24 protein-coding genes are annotated in these 21,630 nt (G+C 73.9%); 14 read left to right on the top strand and 10 right to left on the bottom strand.

From position 1 onward, the window contains the following. Nucleotides 1–38: 38 nt before the first annotated feature. Complete coding sequence (locus tag ACZ434_RS23855) at nucleotides 39–1,328, bottom strand: MFS transporter (RefSeq protein ID WP_468459035.1); 1,290 nt, start codon at nucleotides 1,326–1,328, stop codon at nucleotides 39–41. Nucleotides 1,329–1,387: 59 nt separating this feature from the next. Further along, the gene (locus tag ACZ434_RS23850) at nucleotides 1,388–2,395 is read right to left on the bottom strand and encodes a DUF8017 domain-containing protein (RefSeq protein ID WP_468459033.1); all 1,008 of its coding nucleotides are present in this window, start codon (nucleotides 2,393–2,395) and stop codon (nucleotides 1,388–1,390) included. A gap of 135 nt (nucleotides 2,396–2,530) precedes the next feature. On the opposite strand from ACZ434_RS23850, the gene ACZ434_RS23845 reads away from it, so the two are divergent. Beyond that, a complete protein-coding gene (locus tag ACZ434_RS23845; RefSeq protein ID WP_468459157.1) occupies nucleotides 2,531–2,968 on the top strand; it encodes a DUF4442 domain-containing protein in 438 nt (145 codons plus the stop codon). A 28-nt stretch (nucleotides 2,969–2,996) separates the two neighbouring features. Here ACZ434_RS23845 and ACZ434_RS23840 read toward each other — a convergent pair whose 3' ends face one another. Next, on the bottom strand, nucleotides 2,997–3,461 hold the full coding sequence (locus ACZ434_RS23840) for a cyclic nucleotide-binding domain-containing protein (protein WP_468459031.1): 465 nt from the start codon (nucleotides 3,459–3,461) through the stop codon (nucleotides 2,997–2,999). 399 nt (nucleotides 3,462–3,860) lie between these two features. Here ACZ434_RS23840 and ACZ434_RS23835 point away from each other — a divergent pair, with 399 nt between their 5' ends. Continuing rightward, complete coding sequence (locus tag ACZ434_RS23835) at nucleotides 3,861–6,239, top strand: phosphoketolase family protein (RefSeq protein ID WP_468459029.1); 2,379 nt, start codon at nucleotides 3,861–3,863, stop codon at nucleotides 6,237–6,239. 42 nt (nucleotides 6,240–6,281) lie between these two features. Here the strand turns inward: ACZ434_RS23835 and ACZ434_RS23830 are convergent, their stop codons facing one another. Beyond that, a complete protein-coding gene (locus tag ACZ434_RS23830; protein ID WP_468459027.1) occupies nucleotides 6,282–6,812 on the bottom strand; it encodes a gamma carbonic anhydrase family protein in 531 nt (176 codons plus the stop codon). A 114-nt stretch (nucleotides 6,813–6,926) separates the two neighbouring features. On the opposite strand from ACZ434_RS23830, the gene ACZ434_RS23825 reads away from it, so the two are divergent. After that, entirely contained in the window at nucleotides 6,927–7,724 is a 798-nt protein-coding gene (locus tag ACZ434_RS23825; RefSeq protein WP_468459025.1) for an acyltransferase, read from the top strand. Nucleotides 7,725–7,739: 15 nt separating this feature from the next. On the opposite strand, the gene ACZ434_RS23820 is transcribed toward ACZ434_RS23825, so the two are convergent. Next, nucleotides 7,740–8,597: an EamA family transporter gene (locus tag ACZ434_RS23820; protein ID WP_468459023.1), complete on the bottom strand. Its 858-nt coding sequence runs from the start codon at nucleotides 8,595–8,597 to the stop codon at nucleotides 7,740–7,742. Nucleotides 8,598–8,700: 103 nt separating this feature from the next. Between ACZ434_RS23820 and ACZ434_RS23815 the strand changes: the two genes are divergently transcribed. Together ACZ434_RS23815 and ACZ434_RS23810 are read left to right on the top strand one after the other, a co-directional pair. After that, nucleotides 8,701–9,273 (top strand): helix-turn-helix domain-containing protein, encoded by a 573-nt coding sequence (locus ACZ434_RS23815; protein ID WP_468459021.1) that lies wholly within the window; start codon nucleotides 8,701–8,703, stop codon nucleotides 9,271–9,273. A 43-nt stretch (nucleotides 9,274–9,316) separates the two neighbouring features. Then, nucleotides 9,317–9,874 carry a YbaK/EbsC family protein gene (locus tag ACZ434_RS23810; protein WP_468459019.1) on the top strand — a complete coding sequence of 186 codons (558 nt, stop codon included), beginning with the start codon at nucleotides 9,317–9,319 and terminating at the stop codon, nucleotides 9,872–9,874. Between the two features lie 40 nt (nucleotides 9,875–9,914). Here the strand turns inward: ACZ434_RS23810 and ACZ434_RS23805 are convergent, their stop codons facing one another. Continuing rightward, a complete protein-coding gene (locus ACZ434_RS23805; RefSeq protein ID WP_468459017.1) occupies nucleotides 9,915–10,322 on the bottom strand; it encodes a CoA-binding protein in 408 nt (135 codons plus the stop codon). A 189-nt stretch (nucleotides 10,323–10,511) separates the two neighbouring features. On the opposite strand from ACZ434_RS23805, the gene ACZ434_RS23800 reads away from it, so the two are divergent. From ACZ434_RS23800 to ACZ434_RS23780, 5 genes are all read left to right on the top strand, one after another. Beyond that, nucleotides 10,512–11,237 (top strand): hypothetical protein, encoded by a 726-nt coding sequence (locus ACZ434_RS23800; protein WP_468459015.1) that lies wholly within the window; start codon nucleotides 10,512–10,514, stop codon nucleotides 11,235–11,237. Further along, entirely contained in the window at nucleotides 11,234–11,776 is a 543-nt protein-coding gene (locus ACZ434_RS23795) for a SixA phosphatase family protein (protein ID WP_468459013.1), read from the top strand. The genes ACZ434_RS23800 and ACZ434_RS23795 overlap by 4 nt, the downstream gene beginning before the upstream one ends. Nucleotides 11,777–11,817: 41 nt before the next feature. Next, entirely contained in the window at nucleotides 11,818–12,444 is a 627-nt protein-coding gene (locus ACZ434_RS23790; RefSeq protein ID WP_468459011.1) for a YigZ family protein, read from the top strand. A gap of 525 nt (nucleotides 12,445–12,969) precedes the next feature. After that, the gene (locus ACZ434_RS23785) at nucleotides 12,970–13,551 is read left to right on the top strand and encodes a rhodanese-like domain-containing protein (protein WP_468459009.1); all 582 of its coding nucleotides are present in this window, start codon (nucleotides 12,970–12,972) and stop codon (nucleotides 13,549–13,551) included. A 360-nt stretch (nucleotides 13,552–13,911) separates the two neighbouring features. Further along, complete coding sequence (locus tag ACZ434_RS23780) at nucleotides 13,912–14,178, top strand: metal-sensitive transcriptional regulator (RefSeq protein ID WP_468459007.1); 267 nt, start codon at nucleotides 13,912–13,914, stop codon at nucleotides 14,176–14,178. A gap of 56 nt (nucleotides 14,179–14,234) precedes the next feature. Here ACZ434_RS23780 and ACZ434_RS23775 read toward each other — a convergent pair whose 3' ends face one another. From ACZ434_RS23775 to ACZ434_RS23765, 3 genes are all read right to left on the bottom strand, one after another. After that, complete coding sequence (locus ACZ434_RS23775) at nucleotides 14,235–14,513, bottom strand: metal-sensitive transcriptional regulator (protein ID WP_468459005.1); 279 nt, start codon at nucleotides 14,511–14,513, stop codon at nucleotides 14,235–14,237. A 112-nt stretch (nucleotides 14,514–14,625) separates the two neighbouring features. Further along, nucleotides 14,626–14,994, bottom strand: a complete 369-nt coding sequence (locus ACZ434_RS23770) for an MmcQ/YjbR family DNA-binding protein (protein ID WP_468459003.1) — start codon at nucleotides 14,992–14,994, stop codon at nucleotides 14,626–14,628. Continuing rightward, nucleotides 14,991–15,158, bottom strand: a complete 168-nt coding sequence (locus ACZ434_RS23765; RefSeq protein WP_468459001.1) for a hypothetical protein — start codon at nucleotides 15,156–15,158, stop codon at nucleotides 14,991–14,993. The genes ACZ434_RS23770 and ACZ434_RS23765 overlap by 4 nt, the downstream gene beginning before the upstream one ends. A gap of 376 nt (nucleotides 15,159–15,534) precedes the next feature. Here ACZ434_RS23765 and ACZ434_RS23760 point away from each other — a divergent pair, with 376 nt between their 5' ends. Continuing rightward, the gene (locus tag ACZ434_RS23760) at nucleotides 15,535–16,698 is read left to right on the top strand and encodes an exonuclease SbcCD subunit D (RefSeq protein WP_468458999.1); all 1,164 of its coding nucleotides are present in this window, start codon (nucleotides 15,535–15,537) and stop codon (nucleotides 16,696–16,698) included. Then, a complete protein-coding gene (locus ACZ434_RS23755) occupies nucleotides 16,695–19,688 on the top strand; it encodes an AAA family ATPase (protein WP_468458997.1) in 2,994 nt (997 codons plus the stop codon). Before ACZ434_RS23760 ends, ACZ434_RS23755 begins: the two co-directional genes overlap by 4 nt. A 7-nt stretch (nucleotides 19,689–19,695) precedes the next feature. Here ACZ434_RS23755 and ACZ434_RS23750 read toward each other — a convergent pair whose 3' ends face one another. Next, nucleotides 19,696–20,142 carry an Lrp/AsnC family transcriptional regulator gene (locus tag ACZ434_RS23750; protein WP_468458994.1) on the bottom strand — a complete coding sequence of 149 codons (447 nt, stop codon included), beginning with the start codon at nucleotides 20,140–20,142 and terminating at the stop codon, nucleotides 19,696–19,698. Nucleotides 20,143–20,236: 94 nt separating this feature from the next. Here ACZ434_RS23750 and ACZ434_RS23745 point away from each other — a divergent pair, with 94 nt between their 5' ends. Together ACZ434_RS23745 and ACZ434_RS23740 are read left to right on the top strand one after the other, a co-directional pair. Beyond that, nucleotides 20,237–20,713 (top strand): rhodanese-like domain-containing protein, encoded by a 477-nt coding sequence (locus ACZ434_RS23745; protein ID WP_468458992.1) that lies wholly within the window; start codon nucleotides 20,237–20,239, stop codon nucleotides 20,711–20,713. A gap of 65 nt (nucleotides 20,714–20,778) precedes the next feature. Beyond that, the gene (locus tag ACZ434_RS23740; RefSeq protein ID WP_468458990.1) at nucleotides 20,779–21,624 is read left to right on the top strand and encodes an SDR family oxidoreductase; all 846 of its coding nucleotides are present in this window, start codon (nucleotides 20,779–20,781) and stop codon (nucleotides 21,622–21,624) included. The last annotated feature ends 6 nt before the right edge of the window (nucleotides 21,625–21,630 follow it).

Genomic DNA, 21,630 nt, shown 5'->3' with positions numbered 1-21,630 from the left:
GCTGTTCGTCACTGCGGAGGCCCCGCCGGCCGCGGAGTTCAGCCCTGGGGCTCCCGGGCGGGCTCGGTCTCGGCCCGTGGTGCGGGGAGCGTGCCCGTGACGCCGTGGGGCCGGCGGCGCAGGTTGCGTACGTCCGGGACGCACAGGACCGCCGCCGTGGCGACCACCACCAGCGCGGCGCAGCCCCACAGCGCCTCGGGCCGGCCGAACGCCGTCTCCGCGGGGCCCGCCATCGCCATCGCCGCCGGCACCAGCGCCACCGAGCCGAACCAGTCGTACGCCGAGACCCGGGACAGCTTCTCCTCCGGGATCTCCTGGTGCAGCGCGGTCATCCACGAGACGCCGAACACCTCCACCGACACACCCGTCACGAACATCACCGCGCACAGCACGGCGACCGGCGCCGGCACGGCGAGCGCGGCCGACGGCAGGGCCAGCGGGAACACGCACAGGGTGCCCACGAACAGCAGCCGGCGCGGCTGCCAGCGGGTCATCAGCAGCGCGCCCGCCACCGTGCCCCCGCCGAAGAAGGCCAGCGCCACACCCCACGGGGCGGCGCCGCCCAGGTGGTCCCGGGCGACGAGCGGCCCGTAGACCGCGTCGGCGGCGCCGACGACCGCGTTGGCGAGGGAGAACTGGATCACGATGCCCCACAGCCACGGTCGGCCGGTGACCTCCCGCCAGCCCTCCCTCAGATCGGCGAGCATGCCGCTGCCCGGGGCGCGCGGAGGTATGTGCCGCACGTCGAGGAAGGCCCGCAGCGCCGCGGCCAGCGCGAAGGCCGCCGCGTCCGCCGCCAGCACCCAGCCGGGCCCGATCGCGGCGACCATCGCACCGCCGAGCGCGGCACCACCGAGGGTCGCTCCGTGCATCGCCATCCGGAACACCGCGAACGCCCGGCCGGCCTGCGCGCCGTCGACGGAGGAGAGCAGCATGCCCTCGGCGGCCGGGTTGAAGAACGCCTGGCCGGTGCCGCCGAGCGCGCTCAGCAGCATCATCTGCCACAGCCGCGCCTCGCCCGTCAGGACGAGCGCCGCGAACACGGCCTGCGAGACACAGTTCAGGGCGTTGGCCGCGACCATCACCCGGTGGCGCGGCAGCCGGTCCGCGATCGCCCCGCCGATCAGCAGGAACAGCACCAGGGGCAGCGTGCGCGCGGCGGCCACCAGGCCCACGTCGCCGCTGTCGCCGCCCGCGCCCAGCACGGCGAACGCGGAGGCGATCAGCGCGCCGTGGCTGCCCAGGTTGGTCACCACGGCGGCGGCGGTCAGCAGGGAGTAGTTGCGCCCGGCCCAGGCGGGACGGCGGCGGATGACGGTGGTCGGCACCCCGTGACTATCGCCGGACCATGGCCGACTTGCCAAATGGCGGCCGGCCCTCCGACCTGCTACGTCCCCGTCGGCGGTTCCTCGGTCAGCCGCACCGTGCTGAGGATCTTCTGCACGGTCGCCTCCGGGATCTCGTCCTTGACCCCCGCCGCGCCGTACAGGTTCCAGGTGACGAAGTCACCGGCGCCGTTCTTGAACGCGAACGTGATGGCCTTGCCGTCGCTGTCGCACTTGCCCTTCTGCGGTGTGTTCTCCGAGTGGGACGTGGCGACGTGGCCCTCGATGCCCGACGCCGTCGTGTACGGCTTCGGCTCGACCTGCTTGATGCTCTTCTTGTCGGGCTGGGTGTACCCGCCGTAGATCCACCACGGCACCCGGGTCTCGGCCGCCTGCTGGGTGGTCTTGGCGCCGTTCTCACCGCGCGTTCCGGCGGTGGCGAGGGCGGTGTCCTCCTCGCGGCCGTCCTTGTTGTCGTCGGTGGTGCACCATTGGGACTTCAGGTACGCCGGGGCGGTGACGCTGGTGCGGCCCCACTCACCGTCCTTCTCCTCCCATTCGAAGCCGACGCTGGTGCCGGGAGTCTCGATCTCCCAGTCGGCGGGCACGTCGAACTTGGTGCCGAAGCGCGTGTTGACCACGACCTGCCAGCCCGGAACGGTCGCCTTCTCCTCCTCGCCGCCGCGCGGATTGCCGCCCGAGGCGGAGACGCTCGGCTCCGCGGAGGTCTCCTTGGAGGCGGTCGCGCTCGGCTTGGCGTCCTTCTTGCCGTCGGCCTCGTCGTCCTTGTCGCCGCCGAGGACCAGGAACCCGGTGACACCCGCCGCCACGACCACGGCCGTCGCCGCCAGGATCGCGACGAGCTTCGTCCGGTTCCCGCCGCCTCCGCCCTGCGGTGCCTGGGGCATGCCGACCGTGGACGGATCCCCCCACTGCTGCTGCTGGTAGGGGTTCGGCTGCTGATAGCCGGGCTGCTGGTACGGATTCGGCTGTTGGTACCCCGGCTGCTGGTACGGATTGTTCGACTGCGGGTTCTGCTCGCCCCCGGGCGGCTGCTGTCCTGGCCACATGGGCAGTCACCCTAGCCGCGCGCCGGACACGATTGGGTCACCGGCCGTTGACGAGGACGTAGCAACCACGGCGCCGTACGCCATGGCCAGCCGGGGCTACTCGTGGGTAACATCCGGCGCATGAGCGCAGAACAGATGTCCGTCGGCGAGATGCTCGCCGCCACGGTTCCCATGGCCCGTACCCTCAACCTGGAGTTCGTGGAGACCACGCCCGAGCAGGCCGTGGTCGCCCTGCCGGACCAGGGCGACTACCACAACCACGTGGGCGGACCGCACGCCGGAGCGATGTTCACCCTCGGCGAGTCCGCGAGCGGCGCGATCGTGCTCGCCGCGTTCGGGGACCAGCTCTCGCGCGCGGTGCCGCTGGCCGTCCGCGCCGAGATCGCCTACAAGAAGCTGGCCATGGGCCCGGTCACGGCCACCGCCACCCTCGGCCGCCCGGCCGCCGAGGTCGTCGCGGAACTGGACGAGGGCCGCCGCCCCGAGTTCCCCGTGTCGGTCGCCATCCGCCGCCAGGACGGCGCGGTCACCGGGGAGATGACGGTCGTCTGGACCCTGCGCCCCAACGGCTGACCCGGTACGGGTCGTCGGCGGCCGTCCCTCACAGGGCGCCGCCCGCCCCGTAGGGGCCGTAGAGGTCCAGCAGCCGCACCCGGGCGGCGTGCAGCCGGTGGGCCACCACGTCGCCGACCCACCGGGCGAGGTCCCGGCCCAGCTCGGGGTCGTCCCCGCACAGCGCGAGTACGGCCGGGGCGTCGAACTCGTACGCCCGCACCGGGGTCGCCGCCTCGGCGCCCAGCTGCCACACGTGCGGGGAGAACAGCCAGGACCAGCCGACGAGTTCGTTGTGCCCGAGCCGTTCGATCACGACGGCCCGCCGTCCGGGCACCCGCATGTCGAGTTCCACGGTGCCGGTGCGGACCACCCAGAACCGGTCCGCCCGGCCGCCCTCCTCGAACAGCCGTGCCCCCTGCGGGAAGGACACCTCGCGGGCGGTGCGCACCAGCCGCGCCCGGTGCTCGGCGGGCAGGGCGCGTGGCATGACGGGGGACGGGGGAGCGTACATGGCGGGCCTCCCGGGACCGGACGTGTGGGTCTTCCGTTGTCCTCCCAGCGTTGCCCCCGGACGTCGCGCCCGGCCATGGGCCGTACGGCCCAAAGTGCGGGGCGTTTCGGCCCCGCCGTCGTCGGTCCCGAGGGGCCGTCCTCCCCGGCCGTCCCGCGGCACATCGCCCTTCCGGGGCCGGCCCGGGACCCTCGGCCCCTGTCGCCGGGACCGTTCCGGGAGGAAGGTGGTGGCGATCACCCGTACCGCACCGCGCGGTACGCGCTCCGATTGCGCCACATGGCGCCGTTCCACCGCGCGAGGGGCATCGAAGCCGGGAAGACTGGTACCCCGTTCCCGATGCCCGTCCCCCGCCCGACACCGCCGTACCACCCAGGCCGACCACTCACGGAGTCATCCATGCCTGAGGACCAGGACAGCCGGACCGTACTGAGCGACGAGGAACTGCGCACCCTGGACGCCCACTGGCGGGCCGCCAACTACCTGTCGGCGGGCCAGATCTACCTGCTGGCGAATCCGCTGCTCACCGAACCCCTCCGGCCCGAGCACATCAAGCCCCGGCTGCTCGGGCACTGGGGCACCTCACCCGGGCTCAACCTGGTCTACACCCACCTCAACCGGGTGATCGCGGCACGCGGACGGGACACGCTGTGCATCTGGGGACCCGGCCACGGAGGTCCTTCCGTGCTGGCCAACTCCTGGCTCGAGGGCAGTTACAGCGAGACCTACCCGGACGTCGGCCGGGACGCGGCCGGCATGGCACGGCTGTTCCGGCAGTTCTCCTTCCCCGGCGGTGTGCCCAGCCACATCGCCCCCGAGGTCCCCGGCTCCATCCACGAGGGCGGCGAACTCGGCTACTCCCTCGCCCACGCCTACGGCGCCGCCCTCGACAACCCCGGCCTGCTGGTCGCCTGCGTGATCGGCGACGGCGAGGCGGAGACCGGGCCGCTGGCCGCCTCCTGGCACTCCAACAAGTTCCTCGACCCGGTGCACGACGGCGCCGTCCTGCCGATCCTGCACCTCAACGGCTACAAGATCGCCAACCCGACCGTCCTGGCCCGCCTGCCCGAGCCCGAGCTCGACGCGCTGCTGCGCGGCTACGGCCACGAGCCGCTCCACGTGAGCGGCAGCGAGCCCGCCGACGTCCACCGCGCGATGGCGCACGCCCTGGACACCGCCCTGGACCGCATCGCCGAGGCGCAGCGCGCCGCCCGCGAGGAGGGCGTCACCGAGCGTCCCCGATGGCCGGTGATCGTGCTGCGCACCCCGAAGGGCTGGACCGGCCCCGGCGAGGTCGACGGACAGCCCGTCGAGGGCACCTGGCGCTCCCACCAGGTGCCGCTGCCCGGCGTCCGCGAGAACCCCGAGCACCTGCGGCAGCTGGAGGCGTGGCTGAAGTCGTACCGGCCCGGGGAACTCTTCGACGGCGAGGGGCGGCCCGTCGCGGACGTCCTGGCCTGTCTCCCCGAGGGCGCCCGGCGCCTCGGCTCCACCCCGTACGCCAACGGCGGGCTGCTGGCGCGCGAGCTGCCCATGCCGTCCCTGGACGCGTTCGCCGTCCCCGTCGACAAGCCCGGCACCACCCTGCACGAGCCCACCCGCGTCCTCGGCGACCTCCTGGAACGGGTCATGCGGGACACCTCCGTCCGGCGGGACTTCCGGCTCATGGGCCCCGACGAGACCGCCTCGAACCGGCTGCAGGCCGTCTACGGCGCCAGCGGCAAGGCCTGGCAGGCCGCCACCCTGGACGTCGACGAGCACCTCGACCGGCACGGCCGGGTGATGGAGGTCCTCTCCGAACACCTCTGCCAGGGCTGGCTCGAGGGCTACCTCCTCACCGGCCGGCACGGACTGTTCTCCTGCTACGAGGCGTTCGTGCACATCGTCGACTCCATGGTCAACCAGCACATCAAATGGCTGAAGACCTGCCGCGAACTGCCCTGGCGCGCCCCCATCCCCTCGCTCAACTACCTGCTCACCTCCCACGTGTGGCGCCAGGACCACAACGGCTTCTCCCACCAGGACCCCGGCTTCGTCGACCACGTGCTCAACAAGAGCCCCAACGTCGTACGGGTCTATCTCCCCCCGGACGCCAACACCCTGCTGTCCGTCGCGGACCACGCCCTGCGCAGCCGCGACTACGTCAATGTGATCGTGGCCGGCAAACAGCCCTGCTACGACTGGCTGTCGATGGACGAGGCACGCGTCCACTGCGCGCGGGGCGCCGGGATCTGGGAGTGGGCGGGCACCGAGAACGGCGGCGAACCCGACGTCGTCCTGGCCTGCGCCGGTGACGTGCCCACCCAGGAGGTGCTGGCCGCCGCCCAGCTGCTGCGCCGCCATCTGCCGGAGCTCGCGGTCCGCGTGGTGAACGTCGTCGACATCGCCCGGATGCTGCCGCGCGAGCAGCATCCCCACGGCATGAGCGAGTTCGAGTACGACGGCCTGTTCACCGCGGACAAGCCGGTGATCTTCGCCTACCACGGCTATCCGTGGCTGATCCACCGCCTCGCCTACCGCCGCAACGGCCACCACCACCTGCATGTGCGCGGCTACAAGGAGTCCGGCACCACGACCACGCCGTTCGACATGGTGGTCCGCAACGATCTCGACCGCTACCGGCTGGTCATGGACGTCATCGACCGCGTCCCCGGGCTCGCCGTGCGCGCCGCCGCCGTCCGGCAGCGGATGGCCGACGCGCGCAGCCGGCACCACGTCTGGATCCGCGAGCACGGCACCGACCTGCCCGAGGTGGCGGAGTGGAGCTGGAACGCCTGAGCGCGGTGCGGAGCGCGGAGCGGAGCGCCAAACAGCGCATCCCTACGCCCCGTGCTCCTCCCGGTGGACCTCCGCCAGCGCCGCGTACATCGTGCCGTTGAGCGTCAGCCCCTGACGCTCCTCGTCCGTCAGCTCCCGCCGGACCTTCGCCGGGACCCCCGCGACCAGCGACCCGGGCGGCACCCGCATCCCCTGCGGCACCAGCGCCTGGGCGGCGACCAGCGACCCCTCCCCGATCACCGCGCCGTTCAGGACCGTCGCCCCCATTCCGATCAGGCAGTCGTCGCCCACGGTCGCCCCGTGCACCACGGCGTTGTGCCCGATCGACACCCGCTCGCCCACACTGACCGGGAACCCCGGATCGGCGTGCAGCGTGCAGTTGTCCTGCACATTGCTGCTCGCGCCGACGGAGATCCGCTCCACGTCACCGCGCAGCACCGCCCCGTACCAGACGCTCGCGCCGGCGTGCAGGGTCACGTCCCCGAGCACGGAGGCCGTGGGCGCCACGAAGGCGCCCGGGTCCACCCGCGGCTCCTTGCCGCCGATGCCGGTGATCAGCGCACGGTGCGTCATCGCGTTCTCCTCCACGGACGTCGTAGACACCCCGCACCGTACGCCAGTGCGGTGGGGTGAAGATCACAGGGGCACCGGCCCGTCCGCGCCGCACCCGCCGACTACGGTGAACGCGTGCCCAAGCGCAAGAACACGTTCTCGTCCTGGCCGCGCCGCCTCGCTCAGCGCGCGGTCCACGCGGGCTGGTCCTGGGTGCAGCGCACGGGCTCGGTGACCGCCGAACACCCCGGCCACTTCCGCTTCGCCGCCATGGGAACGGGCACCCGGCTCGCCTTCCCGCTCGGCACGGTCTTCGGAGAGCCCTGGATCCGGATCGGCGCGCACTGCATCATCGGCGAGCAGGTCACCCTCACCGCCGGTCTGATGCCCGGCCTGGACCTCGGTCCCGAACCGATCCTGCGCCTCGGGGACGGCGTCGTCCTGGGCCGCGGCAGCCACGTCATCGCCGACACGACCGTCACCATCGGCAGCGACTGCTACTTCGGGCCGTACGTCTACATCACCTCCACGAACCACTCCTACGACGATCCGCACGAGCCCATCGGCAAGCAGTGGCCGCGGATGGAGCCGGTGGAGATCGGCCCCGGCTGCTGGATCGGCACCGGCGCGGTGATCCTTCCGGGCGCGCGCATCGGGCGGAACGTGGTGGTCGCCGCGGGCGCGGTGGTCCGGGGCACGGTGCCCGACCACGCCGTGGTCGCGGGCGCCCCGGCCCGGGTCGTACGCCGCTGGACCCCCGCCGAGGGCTGGCAGCCGCCGCTGCGCACCCCGGCGCCCGTGCCGATTCCGGAGGACGTCACCCCGGAGCAGTTGCGGGCGCTGTCGCTGCTGGACGAGGAGAGCGTGGCCCGGCTCGCGGAGCTGGACGCCGGCGCCCCGGCCCGGCTCGCCGAGCTGGAACCCGGGAGCTGACGGGGCGACGGGTCCTCACCCCGTCGCCAGCAGTACGGACCCCATCAGGGCGAGCCCCGCCCCGGCCGCCTGGGCCCCGCGGAGCCGCTCCCCGAGCAGGCCCCGGGCGGCGACCGCGGTCACCACCGGGTAGAGCGAGGCGAGGACCGCGGCCACCGTGACGGGGCCGGTCTGCGCGGCGATCGAGTACGTTCCGTTGGCCGCCACATCGGCGAGTCCCACGAACGCGAGCGCCGGCAGCGAACGCCAGGGGAAGCCGCCCGGGGCGAGGGCGGGACTGCCGCGCCGCACGGACACGTACAGGGCGAGGCCACCCGCCGCGACATTGGTGACGCGCTGTACGAACAGGGCGAGGAAGAGGCCGGTGAGCGTGGTCGACGCCTCGGCGATCAGGGCCATCACCGCGCCGAAGCCGAACGCGGCGACCAGGGTGAGGAGGACCGCCTGCCGCTGCACCGGGGCGCCCCTGAACTGCGGTCCGCCGGCCAGCACGACACCGGCGACGGCCACCAGGATGCCCGCGAACTGCGCGGGCCCCGGCCGCTCACCCAGCGCCAGGCCCACCCCGAGCGGCACGAGGACCCCCATCGAGCCGAGCGGCGAGACGACGCCCATCGGGCCCAGGGCGAGGGCCTTGTAGAAGGCGAGCATCGCGACGGGGCCGACGAGGCCGGCGGCCACCGCGAACCAGAGCCGGCCGTCCGCCTCGCTCCAGGCGCCCGTGGCGGCCACGATCGCGCCGAGCACGGCCACCGCCACGGACTGTGAGACCACCACCACGGTCAGCGCGGGGGTGCGCCGGGCCAGCAGTCCGCCGCCGAAGTCGGCCAGACCCCACAGCAGGCTGGTGGTCAGGGCGAACAGTGCTGCCACGGTGGACCTCGCAGTACAGTGCGGTGAACGATCGGGTGCACCACACCGTAGTCGAGCAGAGTGAACTCTGTCATTCAAAATATTCAACTGCATTGGATGGAACGTGTCGGACCTCGACCTGCTGACCCAATCCCTGGCGCGCAACGTCAAACGGTGGCGCACCGAGCGCGGCTTCACCCTGGACGTGCTCGCGGCGCGGGCGGGGGTCAGCCGCGGCATGCTGATCCAGATCGAACAGGCCCGCACCAACCCGAGCATCGGCACCGTCGTCAAGATCGGGGACGCGCTCGGCGTCAGCATCACCACCCTGCTCGACTACGAGCAGGGCCCCAGGGTCCGGGTCGTCTCCGCCGACCGGGCCGTGCGGCTCTGGCACACCGAGGGCGGCAGCTTCAACCGGCTGCTCGCCGGCACGGAGGCGCCCGGCCCGCTGGAGATGTGGGACTGGCGGCTCATGCCGGGCGAGAACAGCGACTCCGACCCCCACCCGGCCGGTACGGTCGAACTCCTCCACGTCACCGCGGGGGAGCTGACCCTCACCGTCGACGGGACCGAGCACCGGGTGCCGGCCGGTGCCAGCGCCTCGTTCGAGGCCGACGCGCCCCACGCCTACGCCAACCGGGGCGAGGCGCCGATGGAGATGATCATGTTCGTGTCGGTGCCGCCCGTGCGCTGAGACGCGCCTCCGGCAGCCGCCGGACCGCTGTTACGGTGCGGCCATGCGTGCACCCATCGGAGACTTCGACCACGCCACGCCCGCCCCCGAGTGCCTCGACGAGCTCACCGGCCCGGTCGCGGCCGCCGTCCGCGCCTGGAGCGGCAGCGTCCCCGCCGACCGGATCCTGTACGTCGACACCGACCCGCGCTGGGCCGACACCGCCGTCTTCGTCGAGCACTACGGCCGGGACCTGCTGGAGCGGTCGGCGAACTGCGTGGTCGTCGCGGGCAGGCGCGGCGGCGGGAGCACGCTCGCCGCGTGTGTCGTGCTCTCCACCACCCGGCTCGACGTCAACGGTGTCGTACGCCGTCACCTCGGCGCCCGCAAGGCCTCCTTCGCCCCGATGGACACGGCGACCGGGGAGACCGGCATGGAGTACGGCGGCATCACCCCGGTCGGACTGCCGGGCGGCTGGCCGGTACTGATCGACGCGGCCGTCGTGGACCTGCCGTACGTCCTCGTCGGCAGCGGGCGGCGGCGCGGCAAGCTGCTGGTACCCGGCAAGGCGTTCGCCGAACTGCCGGGAGCCGAGGTGCTGGAGGGGCTCGGCGTGGCCTGAGGCGGGCCACCGCACCGGCGACCCGCCTCCCCGGGGGCGCCTAACCCAGCCGGGGTATCTCGATCGCGGGGCAGCGGTCCATCACCATCTCCAGGCCCGCCGCCCGGGTGCGCTCGTAGGCCGCCTCGTCGACGACATCGAGCTGGAACCACACCGCCTTCGCGCCCTTGGCCACCGCCTCGTCCGCGACCGCCCCGGCCAGATCGCTGTTGACGAACACGTCCACGACGTCCACCTCGAAGGGGATGTCCGCCAGCGAGGCGTAGCCCTGCTCGCCGTGCACCGTCTCCGCCTTCGGGTGCACCGGCACCACACGCTTGCCGAACCGCTGGAGCACCTGTGCGACGCCGTACGCCGCGCGCTGCCGGTTCGACGACAGGCCCACCACCGCCCAGGTGTCACCGAGTCCGGTGAGGATCTTGCGGACCGTCGCCTCGTCGCCGTACACCGTGGACCTCCCGGGAGCAGTGAAAGAACCGTCCCCCGCACAACGAAGCGGGGCGCACGCTGATTCCCTCCCCGCGGAGCGGCGGACCGTACCGGAGGCCGGGGCCGCCCGGCGCGGAATCCGCGTACGGCGCTCCGAAAAGAGCGCGAGATACCTGCGTACGCCCGCTCGCGCGCCTACGCTCGCCTCGTGCTGCGCATCACCGACGCCCGAACCGGCGAACCCGTGGACGCCGCCCCCGCCCGGCGGGGCCTGACCCGGGTCGAGGCCCACACACAGGGCCTCGACCCGACCAACCTGCGCCTGCTGCTCACCGCGGACCTGCTCGTACGCGCCCTGGAGCTCGGCGGCACACCCGTGTGGGCGCTGCTCAGCGGCGAGCGCGAGCAGACGCAGCTCCGCGCGGCGGGCGCGGCGCTGGGCGTCCGCCCGTTCGAGGACGGCCCGGACGCGGGCACCGGACTGGGCGAGGCACAGGTGCTGCACGTGGTGGGTGAGGGCGGGGACACCCCCGACGGAGTGCGCGTGGCCGTCGCCCCCGTGCACTGGGAGGCTCCCGGCCCGCCGGACGACACCGCCCCGGCCGTCCTGCGCCTCACCCTGTTCGCGCACCACAGAAGCACGCCCGTGACGGTCGACGCGGCCGCCCTGGGCGACGCCGGCGACACCCTCGGCCGCTGGCGCCGCGCCGTCGCCGCCTGGGCGCACCGGCCCTCCCGGCCCGTCCCCGACCAGGTCCGCGCGGACCTGCGCACCGCGTGGGAGGACGACCTGGACACGGCCGGTGTGCTGGGCGTCCTGCGCCTGGTGGAGCGTGACCCGGACCTGGCGGACGGCGCCCGCTTCGAGACCTACGCCTATGCCGACCGCCTCCTCGGCCTCGACCTCACCCGCGACCTGGGATCCCCGGCATGATCGAACGTGCCGGCGCCGGACCGCTGCGCCGGCTGGTCGTCCTGCGCCACGCCAAGTCCGCCCGTCCGGAGGGCGTCACCGACCACGAACGCCCCCTCGCGGCCCGCGGGCGCAGGGACGCGCCGGCCGCGGGACGCGCGCTCGCCGAGGCCGACTGCCTGCCGGGCCTCGCGCTGTGCTCCACCGCCGTACGCGCCCGCCGGACCTGGGAGCTGGCAGCCGCCCAGTGGGGCACACCCCCGCCGGTCCGCCACGACCCGCGCCTGTACCACGGCGAGGTCCCCGAGCTGCTGGCCGTGATCCGCGAGGTGCCGGCCGAGGTCGAGACGCTGCTGCTGGTCGGCCACAACCCGGGACTGGAGGACCTCGTCCTCACGCTGGCCGGCGACGGCCTCGACGACACCCTGGAGCGGGTCCGCGCCAAGTTCCCCACCTCCGCGATCGCCGTGCTGTCCTGGCGCGGCGCCGCATGGCGGGACCTGGCCCCCCGAACCGCCCTGCTGACGTCGCTCACCGTGCCCCGGGGCAGCAGGCGGTAGCCCCGACGGACCCCCCGCGCGGCGGCGCATAGGCTGGCCGGATGCAGGACGAGTACCGCACCGTTGCCCGCGCGGGTGTGCACGAGACCGAGATCAACCGCTCCCGCTTCCTGTGCGCCCTCGCCCCGGCGGCCACCGAGGAGGAGGCGCAGGCCTTCATCGCCGCCGTCCGCAAGGAGCACGCCGACGCCACCCACAATTGCTTCGCCTACGTCATCGGCGCCGACGCCTCCACCCAGAAGGCCGGCGACGACGGCGAGCCGGGCGGCACCGCCGGCGTGCCCATGCTCCAGATGCTGCTCCGCCGCGACATGCGGTACGTCGTCGCCGTCGTCACCCGCTACTACGGCGGTATCAAGCTCGGCGCGGGCGGTCTCATCCGCGCGTACGGCGGCGCCGTCGGCGAGGCACTGGACACCCTCGGCACGATCACCCGGCGCCGCTTCCGCCTCGCCACGGTGACCGTCGACCACCAGCGTGCGGGCAAGGTCCAGAACGACCTGCGCGCCACCGGGCGCGAGGTGCGCGACGTGCGCTACGGCGAGGAGGTCACCATCGAGATCGGCCTTCCGGACGCCGACGTGCCCGCCTTCCGCGCCTGGCTCGCCGACGCGACCGCGGGGACGGCCCGGTTCGAGCCGGGCGGGGAGGCGTACGGGGACGCGTGACCGGTCGGGGGGCCACCGATGGGTGGCTCCCGCGGCCTGACACGTGAGGCGTGTCACTGACGGATACCCCCCGGGGCATAGACCGGACCCTGTTACGGTTGAGCTCAGGCATACCCCCCTGGGTATCACTGGCAGTGCACCCGAGGAGACGCGATGATCCCCGTTCCGCCCGTCGGGACCCCCGGATCGGGGAACCGCACCCACCTCGCCCACGACGGCTCCGTGGCGCCGGGGGCCGACGCGGCCGGAACGCGCCTCACCCGCGTCTCCTCCACCCTGGAGGCCGGCGGGGGAGCGGGTCGCGGTGTTCACCGGTGGCTCCCTGCTGTACGGCGCCACGGGACGGCCGGACCTGCTGGGGCCGGACCGCACCGACACCTGCGCGACCGCACCGCCTCGCCGCCGGGCGCCTGACCGGCGGCCCCGGCTCCGGCCCGGACGGCTTCGACAACGCCCTCGGCCAGGGCCTGTGCCCCGGCCCACCGAAACCCCCGCACCTTCCGGCAATCGACAGGAGATCAACGCGTGACCGCCTCCACCACCCCCCGCAGCCTGACCACCGACGAACTGCGCGCCAGGCTCGACTCGGCCACCCCGCCCCGGCTGCTCGACGTCCGTTCCCCCGCCGAGTTCGAGGGAGCGCACATCCCCGGCGCCTACAACGTCCCGCTGGACACCCTGCGCGAGCACCGCGAGGAGCTGACCAGGCACCTGGACACCGACGTGGTACTGGTGTGCCGCTCCGGCCAGCGCGCCGGCCAGGCCGAACGCGCCCTCGCCGAAGCCGGGCTCCCCGGACTGGCGGTCCTGGCGGGCGGCATGACCGCCTGGGAGAAGTCCGGCGCCCCGACCGACTACGGCCAGGAGCGCTGGGACATGGAGCGCCAGGTCCGTCTGGTCGCCGGCTCCCTGGTGCTGGTGGGCGCCCTCGGCAGTTTCGCCGTCCCCGGCCTCCAGGTGCTGTCCGCGTTCGTCGGCGGCGGACTCGCCTTCGCCGCCATCACCAATACCTGCGCCATGGGCGTGCTGCTGTCGAGGATGCCGTGGAACCGCACACCGTCCTTCGACCCGCGCAAGGCAGTCGCCCGGCTCGCCGACGGCAGGTGATCAGCGCGCCGCCCTGCTGACCGCCTCGGCGTCATGGTGATCGTCACCGCCGCCGCCGTGCTCCGGGGCCGTCGCGCCGACGGCCCCGGCCGGGCCCACCGGCCCGGTCCTCGCCGCCGTCGCCTCGCTGAGCGCCGGAGCGGGCGTCCGCCACGGCTTCGTCGCCCGCTGCCCCCTGCGACGCGCCGTCCACCGACGCATAGTGGTTGCGGGAATGCCCCGCCCCGTTCCGCCGTTCGATGCACCAGGGGGTATCGCCTGGTGCGGACCGGCCGTGCCGGATGTTCGTCCCCGTCCAGGCCCGAGCCCCGGCCAGTGGCCGCGGCCGGTCCCCGACCGGCTCTTCGAGAGGAACACCCCATGGTCCAGCTCCCCGCCGACCAGGTCCGGTCGGCCGCCAACCGCCTCAAGCGCGCGCAGGGCCAACTCGCGGGAGTCGTGCGCATGCTGGAAGAAGGACGCGACTGCGAGGACGTCGTCACCCAGCTCGCCGCGGTCAACCGCGCGCTGGACCGGGCCGGCTTCGCCATCGTCGCCAGCGGCCTCAAGGAGTGCCTGAGCCAGGAGGGCGGCGCGGACAGCCTCGACGTGCAGAAGATGGAGAAGCTCTTCCTGTCCCTCTCCTGAGACGCTTCCGTCACACCGCTTCGGGTCAGGTCCCGGTGACGGCGTTCGACGTTCGCTCAGGCCAGTGACAGGAACAGTTTCTCCAGGCGGGCGCGCATCCGGTCCCGGTCGCCGTCCATGCGCCCCTCCTCGGCCATGCAGTGCTGCAGCCCCGTCGCGATGATCGCGAAACCGGCCCGGTCCAGCGCCCGGGAGACCGCCGCGAGCTGCGTGATCACGTCCTCGCAGTCCCGCCCCTCCTCGATCATCCGGATGATCCCCGCGATCTGGCCCTGCGCCCGCCGCAGCCGGTTGAGTACGCTCTTCAGCTCGTCGGCCGCCATGTCCAGCTCCACGCATCCTCCTCGATCGATACCCCTCATACCCCTTGGGGTATCCTAAGCCGTTCGGTGCTCCCTCCGGACGAAAAGACGTGGACTCAGCCGCTGGTGGGCGCGCTTGCGGTGCTCATCGGGCGCCGGGGCGGCTGCGGTGCGGCAGCCGCTCGACGACCAGGTCGTAGGAGTCCTCGACCGCGTCGGTGACCAGTCGCTCGGTGATGCCGGGTCCCGGCCCCAGCGTGATCCAGTGGCGTTTGTCGAGGTAGCGGCCCGGTGTGATCGAGGCGTGGGCGCGCACGTGGGCGCGGGCGTGTTCGGGTTCGCACTTGACCGTGATGATCTGCTCGTCCGGGTCGTCGGTGACGATGAGGAACACCTTGCCCGCGACCTTGTACACGTCGAGCAGGGGCGTGAAGGGGCGTCCGTGGCTGACGCCGGGCAGGGCGAGGGCCGCCTTGCGGGCGCTGTCCTGGAGTCGGTCGCCGGCCGCGCTCATCGGGATGCCCGCGTGCCGCCGGCGTAGGTGTGCGGGTCGACGGGCTGCTCGACCTTGGGCAGGTGGGCGACGACGAGCCGGTAGGGCTCGGTGACGGGCTCCCGGGCTCCGGGAAGCCCCTCCGCACGGTAGGCGGCGGTCTTGTGCAAGGCCGGCCCGGTCATGGGCGCTGTCCTCCTTGAGGTGATGAAGGCCGCGGCGTCGAGACGCACGGGCCGCGTCGCGCGGTCGCGCGGCACCGTCCATCCTTGCCCGGAAACCGTCGAGAACGGGCGGTGGGCCGCGGACGAGTGATGGCGACAGGCGACGCCGAACACCCTCTGGGTGGACCACGGCCCGCTCCCCGCGTGCGAAGTCCTGGCATGTCGGAGATGCGGATTCGCTGACCATTCGCCCGGTCTGTCCGTCGTGATACGAGGTCCGTGGTGAATCGGGTGCAGTCAGGCGTTAGCGTGGTGGGCGCCGGCACGGGTCTTCCGTGCCGGCTTGTGCTGACTTTCAAGCCGTTACCGAGAGAGACATGCAGGTCAGAGCCGCTACATGAGACTGCTGCACACCTCCGACTGGCACCTCGGCCGGTCCTTCCACCGGGTCGGCATGCTCGATGCCCAGGCCGAGTTCATCACCCACCTCGTCACCACCGTGCGCGAGCGTGACGTGGACGCGGTGGTCGTGTCGGGAGACCTGTACGACCGCGCGGTGCCGCCGCTCGCCGCCGTGGAGCTGTTCGACGACGCCCTGCACCGTCTCGCCGGCCTCGGCGTGCCGACGGTGATGATCTCCGGGAACCACGACTCCGCCCGCCGCCTCGGCGTCGGCGCCGGGCTCATGGGACGCGCCGGCATCCACCTGCGGACCGAGCCGGCCGCGTGCGGCACCCCCGTGGTGCTGCCCGACGAGCACGGGGACGTAGCCTTCTACGGGCTGCCCTACCTCGAACCCGCCCTGGTACGGGACGAGTTCGCCGTGGAGAAGGCCGGCCACGAGACGGTGCTCGCCGCCGCCATGGACCGTGTCCGCGCCGATCTCGCCGACCGGGCCCCCGGCACCCGCTCCGTCGTCCTCGCGCACGCCTTCGTCACCGGCGGAGAACCCAGTGACAGCGAACGGGACATCACCGTCGGCGGGGTGGCCGCCGTGCCCGCCGGGGTGTTCGACGGCGTCGACTACGTGGCGCTCGGCCATCTGCACGGCTGCCAGACCATCACCGACCGCGTTCGCTACTCCGGCTCCCCGCTGCCGTACTCCTTCTCCGAGGCCACCCACCGCAAGACCGTGTGGCTCGTCGACCTGGCCGCCGACGGGGCCGTCACCGCCGAGCGCGTGGACTGCCCGGTGCCGCGCGCGCTGGCCCGGATCCGCGGCACCCTGGAGGACCTCCTCGCCGACCCCGCGCTGGCGCGGCACGAGGAGGCGTGGATCGAGGCGACGCTCACCGACCCGGTCCGCCCGTCCGATCCCATGGCCCGGCTCACCGAACGCTTCCCGCACACCCTCAGCCTCGTCTTCGACCCCGCCCGCACCACCGACGACGCCGGCGTCTCCTACGCCCGCCGGCTCGCCGGCCGCGACGACCAGCAGATCGCCGAGGACTTCGTCACCCACGTGCGCGGCGCCGGCCCCGACGCCCACGAACGCACCGTGCTGCGGGACGCCTTCGACGCGGTCCGCGCGGACGACGCGGTGCGGGAGGTGGCGCGATGAGACTGCACCGCCTGGACATCACCGCCTTCGGCCCCTTCGGCGGCACCCAGAGCGTCGACTTCGACGAACTGTCGGCCGCCGGACTCTTCCTGCTGCACGGCCCCACCGGCGCCGGCAAGACCACCGTCCTGGACGCCGTCTGCTACGCGCTGTACGGCTCCGTCCCCGGCGCGCGGCAGAGCGGCCAGGGCATGACCCTGCGCAGCGACCACGCCGCCCCGGGTACGCGCACCGGGGTCACCCTCGAACTCACCGTCGCCGGACGCCGCCTGGAGATCACCCGGCAGCCGCCCTGGGAGCGGCCCAAGAAACGCGGCACCGGCACCACCCTGGACAAGGCCCAGACCTGGCTGCGTGAACGCGACGCGGCCTCCGGCACCTGGAAGGACCTCAGCCGCTCGCACCAGGAGATCGGCGAGGAGATCACCCAGCTCCTCGGCATGAGCAGGGAGCAGTTCTGCCAGGTCGTGCTGCTGCCCCAGGGCGACTTCGCACGCTTCCTGCGCGCCGACGCCGAAGCCCGCGGCAGGCTGCTGGGCCGCCTCTTCGACACCCGCCGCTTCGCCGAGGTGGAGAAGCGCCTCGCGGAACGCCGGCGGGCGACCGAGTCCCGGGTGCGCGACGGCGACGCCGACCTGCTGGCCGACGCCCACCGGATGCAGCAGGCAGCGGACGGCACCATGGAGCTGCCCGAGTCGGCGCCCGGCGAACCCGGACTGGCCGAGGCCGTACTGGGCGCGGCCGCCGTCGCCCGCAGCACCGCGCGCGAACAGCTCACCGTCGCCCACTGCCGCCTCACCGCCGCGGAGTCCGCCCTGGCCGGGGCCGACCGCGCCCTGGAGGAGGTGCGCGAACGGGACCGGCTGCAACGCCGGTTCGCCGAGGCACGGGAGCGGGCGGAGCGGCTGGAGGAGCGGTCCGGCGCCCACCGGGAGGACCGGACCCGCATGGAGCGGGCCCGCAAGGCGGAGACCGTCGCCCCCGCCCTGGAGCTGCGCGACGCCGCCGAGACCGAGCACCGGCGAGCCGTCGGCGCCGAACTGCGCGCGCGTGCTGGGCTCCCGGCGTCCCTCGCGGACGCGGGAGCGGCCGGCCTCGCGGCCGCCGCCCGCCGGGCCGCCGAGGAACTGGGCGGTCTCGAATCGGCCCGCCGCGCCGAACGGCGCCTGACCGAACTCCACGGCGAACGCGCCGACCTTGACCGTCAGGAACGCGTCGACGAGGAGGTCCTCGAGGACGCCGAGACCTGGCTCGCGGACTGGGAGGAGACCCGCGACGCCCTGCACGCACGCATCGAGTCCGCCCAGCAGGCCGCGACCCGGGCCGGCGAACTCGCCGCGCGGCGCGAGCCCGCGCGGCGGCGCCTGGACGCCGCGCGGACGCGCGACCGGCTCGCCCGGGAGACGCAGACGGCCGCCGCGCGGGCCGGCACCGCCCGGGAGCAGGCCCTCGCCGCCCAGCAGCACTGGCTCGACCTCAAGGAACAGCGGCTGAACGGCATCGCCGCCGAACTCGCCGCCGGCCTCGCCGACGGGACGCCCTGCGCCGTCTGCGGCGCCACCGAACACCCCGCCCCCGCCCGCAAGGTGGACGGACACGTCGACCGCGAGACGGAGGAGCACGCCCTCGCCGGCTACCGGGACGCGGACGCGCGGCGCGCCGAGGCCGAACAGCGGCTCGGCGTCGTACGGGAGGAACTGGCCGCGGCGAGCGCCGAGGCCGGTGACACCGCCACCGAGGAGCTCGCCCGCGCGGCCGGGGAACTGGAGCGGCAGTACACCGAGGCACGGGACGCGGCCTCGGTGCTGCACTCCGCGCAGGAGCGGCTGCGCCGCGCGGAGCAGGAACACGGGCTGCGGATCACCGCCCAGCGCGAGGCGGCCGTCCGGGCCGCCTCCCGCGTCGGCCACCGGGAGCGGCTGGACCGGGAACGCTCCGCGCTGGAGGAGGAGCTGACCCAGGCGCGCGGGGACGCCGGCAGTGTCGCCGCGCGCGCCGCGCAACTGGAACGGGACGCCGCGCGGCTCGCGGAAGCGGCCGACGCCGTCCGTGCCGCCGAGGAAGCGGCCCAGCGGCTCAAGGAGGCCGACGCCCGGCTCGCCGACGCCGCCTTCCGCGCCGGCTTCGACACCCCGCAGGCCGCCGCCGACGCCCTCCTGGACGACGCGGCCCACCGGGAACTCCAGCGGCGCCTGGACACCTGGCAGCACGAGGAGGCCACCGTACGGGCCGTCCTCGCCGAACCGGAGACCGCGGCCGCCGCACAGCGGCCGCCCGCCGACCTCCCCTCCGCCCAGCGGGCCGCCGACGACGCCGGCCGCCGGGTGCGCGAGGCCGCCTCCGCGCGGGACGCCGCCGCCCGGCGCTGCGCCGAACTCGACCGGCTCTCCGCGCGGGCCACCGCCTCGGTACGCCGGCTGCGGCCGCTGCGCGAGGAGTACGACCGGGTGGCCCGCATGGCGGGCCTCGCCGCCGGCACCTCCGCGGACAACGAACGCCGGATGCGCCTGGAGTCGTACGTCCTCGCCGCCCGGCTGGAACAGGTCGCCGCCGCCGCGACCGTACGGCTGCACCGCATGTCCTCCGGCCGCTACACCCTCGTCCACTCCGACGACCGCACCGGCCGCGGCCGCAGCGGCCTCGGACTGCACGTCGTGGACGCCTGGACCGGACGGGAACGCGACACCGCGACCCTCTCCGGCGGCGAGACCTTCTTCGCCTCGCTCGCTCTCGCCCTGGGCCTCGCGGACGTCGTCACCGACGAGGCGGGCGGGGTCCGGCTGGACACCCTCTTCATCGACGAGGGTTTCGGCAGCCTCGACGACCAGACCCTCGACGAGGTGCTGGACGTGCTGGACTCCCTGCGCGAACGCGACCGCAGCGTCGGCATCGTCAGCCATGTCGCCGATCTGCGGCGGCGGATACACGCCCAGCTGGAGGTCGTGAAGGGACGGTCGGGTTCGCGGCTGCGGCAGCGCGGAACGGAGTAGGACCGCCTCACCGGCCCAGGGGGCGGCGCGGCAGCGGTGAGGAGTAGACGACGCTGGTGGTCACCGAGCCGAGCGCGCCGATCCGGCCGGACACCTCCTCCAGGTGCCGCATCGAACGGGCGGCGACCTTGATGACGAAACAGTCGTCGCCCGTCACATGGTGCGCCTCCAGGATCTCGGGCGTCACGGCGACGAGGTCGTGGAACGGCTTGTAGTTGCCGGTCGGGTACCGCAGCCGGACGAACGCCAGGATCGGCAGCCCCAGTCGCTCGGGATCGACCACCGCCGCGTAGCCCCGGATCACCCCGGCCTCCTCCAGCCGGCGCACCCGCTCGGTGACCGCGCTCGCGGACATGGAGACGGCACGGGCGAGTTCGGCGAAACTGGCGCGTCCCTCCCGCTGGAGGACGTCGAGAATGCGCCAGTCGGTGGCGTCCGGGGAATACGCGGTCATGCCCGAGAAGTAGCAGGGAGATCCCCGGTGGATCAAGAGGAAGACCGGGGAACCCCACTTCAGGCCCGGACTCCACGGCCGTAGCGTCCTTCCCATGACCACCACCGCCGTGAACCCCGTCCTGCGCGTCGCGCCCGCCTCCCCGGCCGAGGCCGCCGCCCACTTCCGCGCGAGCCTCGCCTTCCACACCGACGTCTCCGATGTCGCCGCCGCGCTCGCGGCCGGCGGCGACCCCGGGTTCGTCCTCGTGGACTCCCGCTCCACCGAGGCCTGGGACCAGGGCCATGTCCCCGGCGCGCTGCACCTGCCCACCGCCCTCGTCCCGGAGCGGGCCGCCGAACTCCTCGACCCGTCGGTGCCGGTCGTCACGTACTGCTGGGGCCCGGGCTGCGACGGCGCCGCCCGCGCGGCACTCGCCCTCGCCGAACTCGGCCACCGGGTCAAGGAGATGCTCGGCGGCTTCGAGTACTGGGTGCGCGAGGGCCTCGAGTTCGAGACCCGGCACGGCCGCGAGCGCCGGGCCGCAGACCCGCTGACCGCACCCGTGGGAGCCGACGCCTGCGGATGCTGAACCGTACGGGCCGGGGCAGGGAAATCCCTGTGCGCCGGTCCCGTACGCACCCCATGATGGCGATCATGCCCAAGCTTCCGCACCCCGCCCCCGAAGCACTGCGCCGTGACCCCCTGCCCCTGCGCGGCCGCACCGCGCTGGTCACCGGGGCCAGCAGGCGCGGCGGCATCGGACACGCCGTCGCGCGGCGGCTCGCCGCCTACGGAGCCAGTGTCTACCTGCATCATCATGTGCCGCACGACGCCGCCAGGCCCTGGGGCGCCGACCGCACCGAGGACGTGACCGCCTCCGTGCGCGAGGCCCTCGGCGACCCCGGCGCCCGGGTGATCGCCGGCCCCGGTGACCTCACCGACCCCGCGGCCCCCGCCGCACTGCACGCCCGCGCGGTGGCGGCGTTCGGCGGACGGCTCGACATCCTCGTCGCCAATCACGCCCTCAGCGGCTCCGACGGCGACCTCGACACGATCGACGCCGCCATGCTCGACGCGCACTGGGCCGTGGACACCCGCTCGGTGCTGCTGCTCGTCCAGGCCCACGCCCGGCACCGCGCCGGACTGCCGCCCCGCACCCCGGGCGGGCGCGTCATGATGATGACCTCGGGGCAGGACATCGGCGGCGGTATGCCCGGCGAGATCGCCTACGCCCTCCAGAAGGGCGCGCTCGCCTCCATCACGCGTTCCCTCGCGACCACCCTCGCCGAGCACGCGGTCACCGTGAACACGGTCAACCCCGGCCCGGTCGACACCGATTACCTGACCGGCGAGACCTACGACGCCATCGCCGCGCTCTTCCCCGCCGGACGCTGGGGCATGCCCGACGACCCCGCCCGCCTCATCGCGTGGCTGGCCACGGACGAGGCGGACTGGATCACCGGTCAGGTCATCGACTCCGAGGGGGGATTCCGGCGCTGACGGGCG

The organism is Streptomyces sp. NPDC030893, from assembly GCF_055571535.1.
Note: the sequence above shows the minus strand (reverse complement) of the source record. Positions and strands in the feature narration are given on the sequence as shown.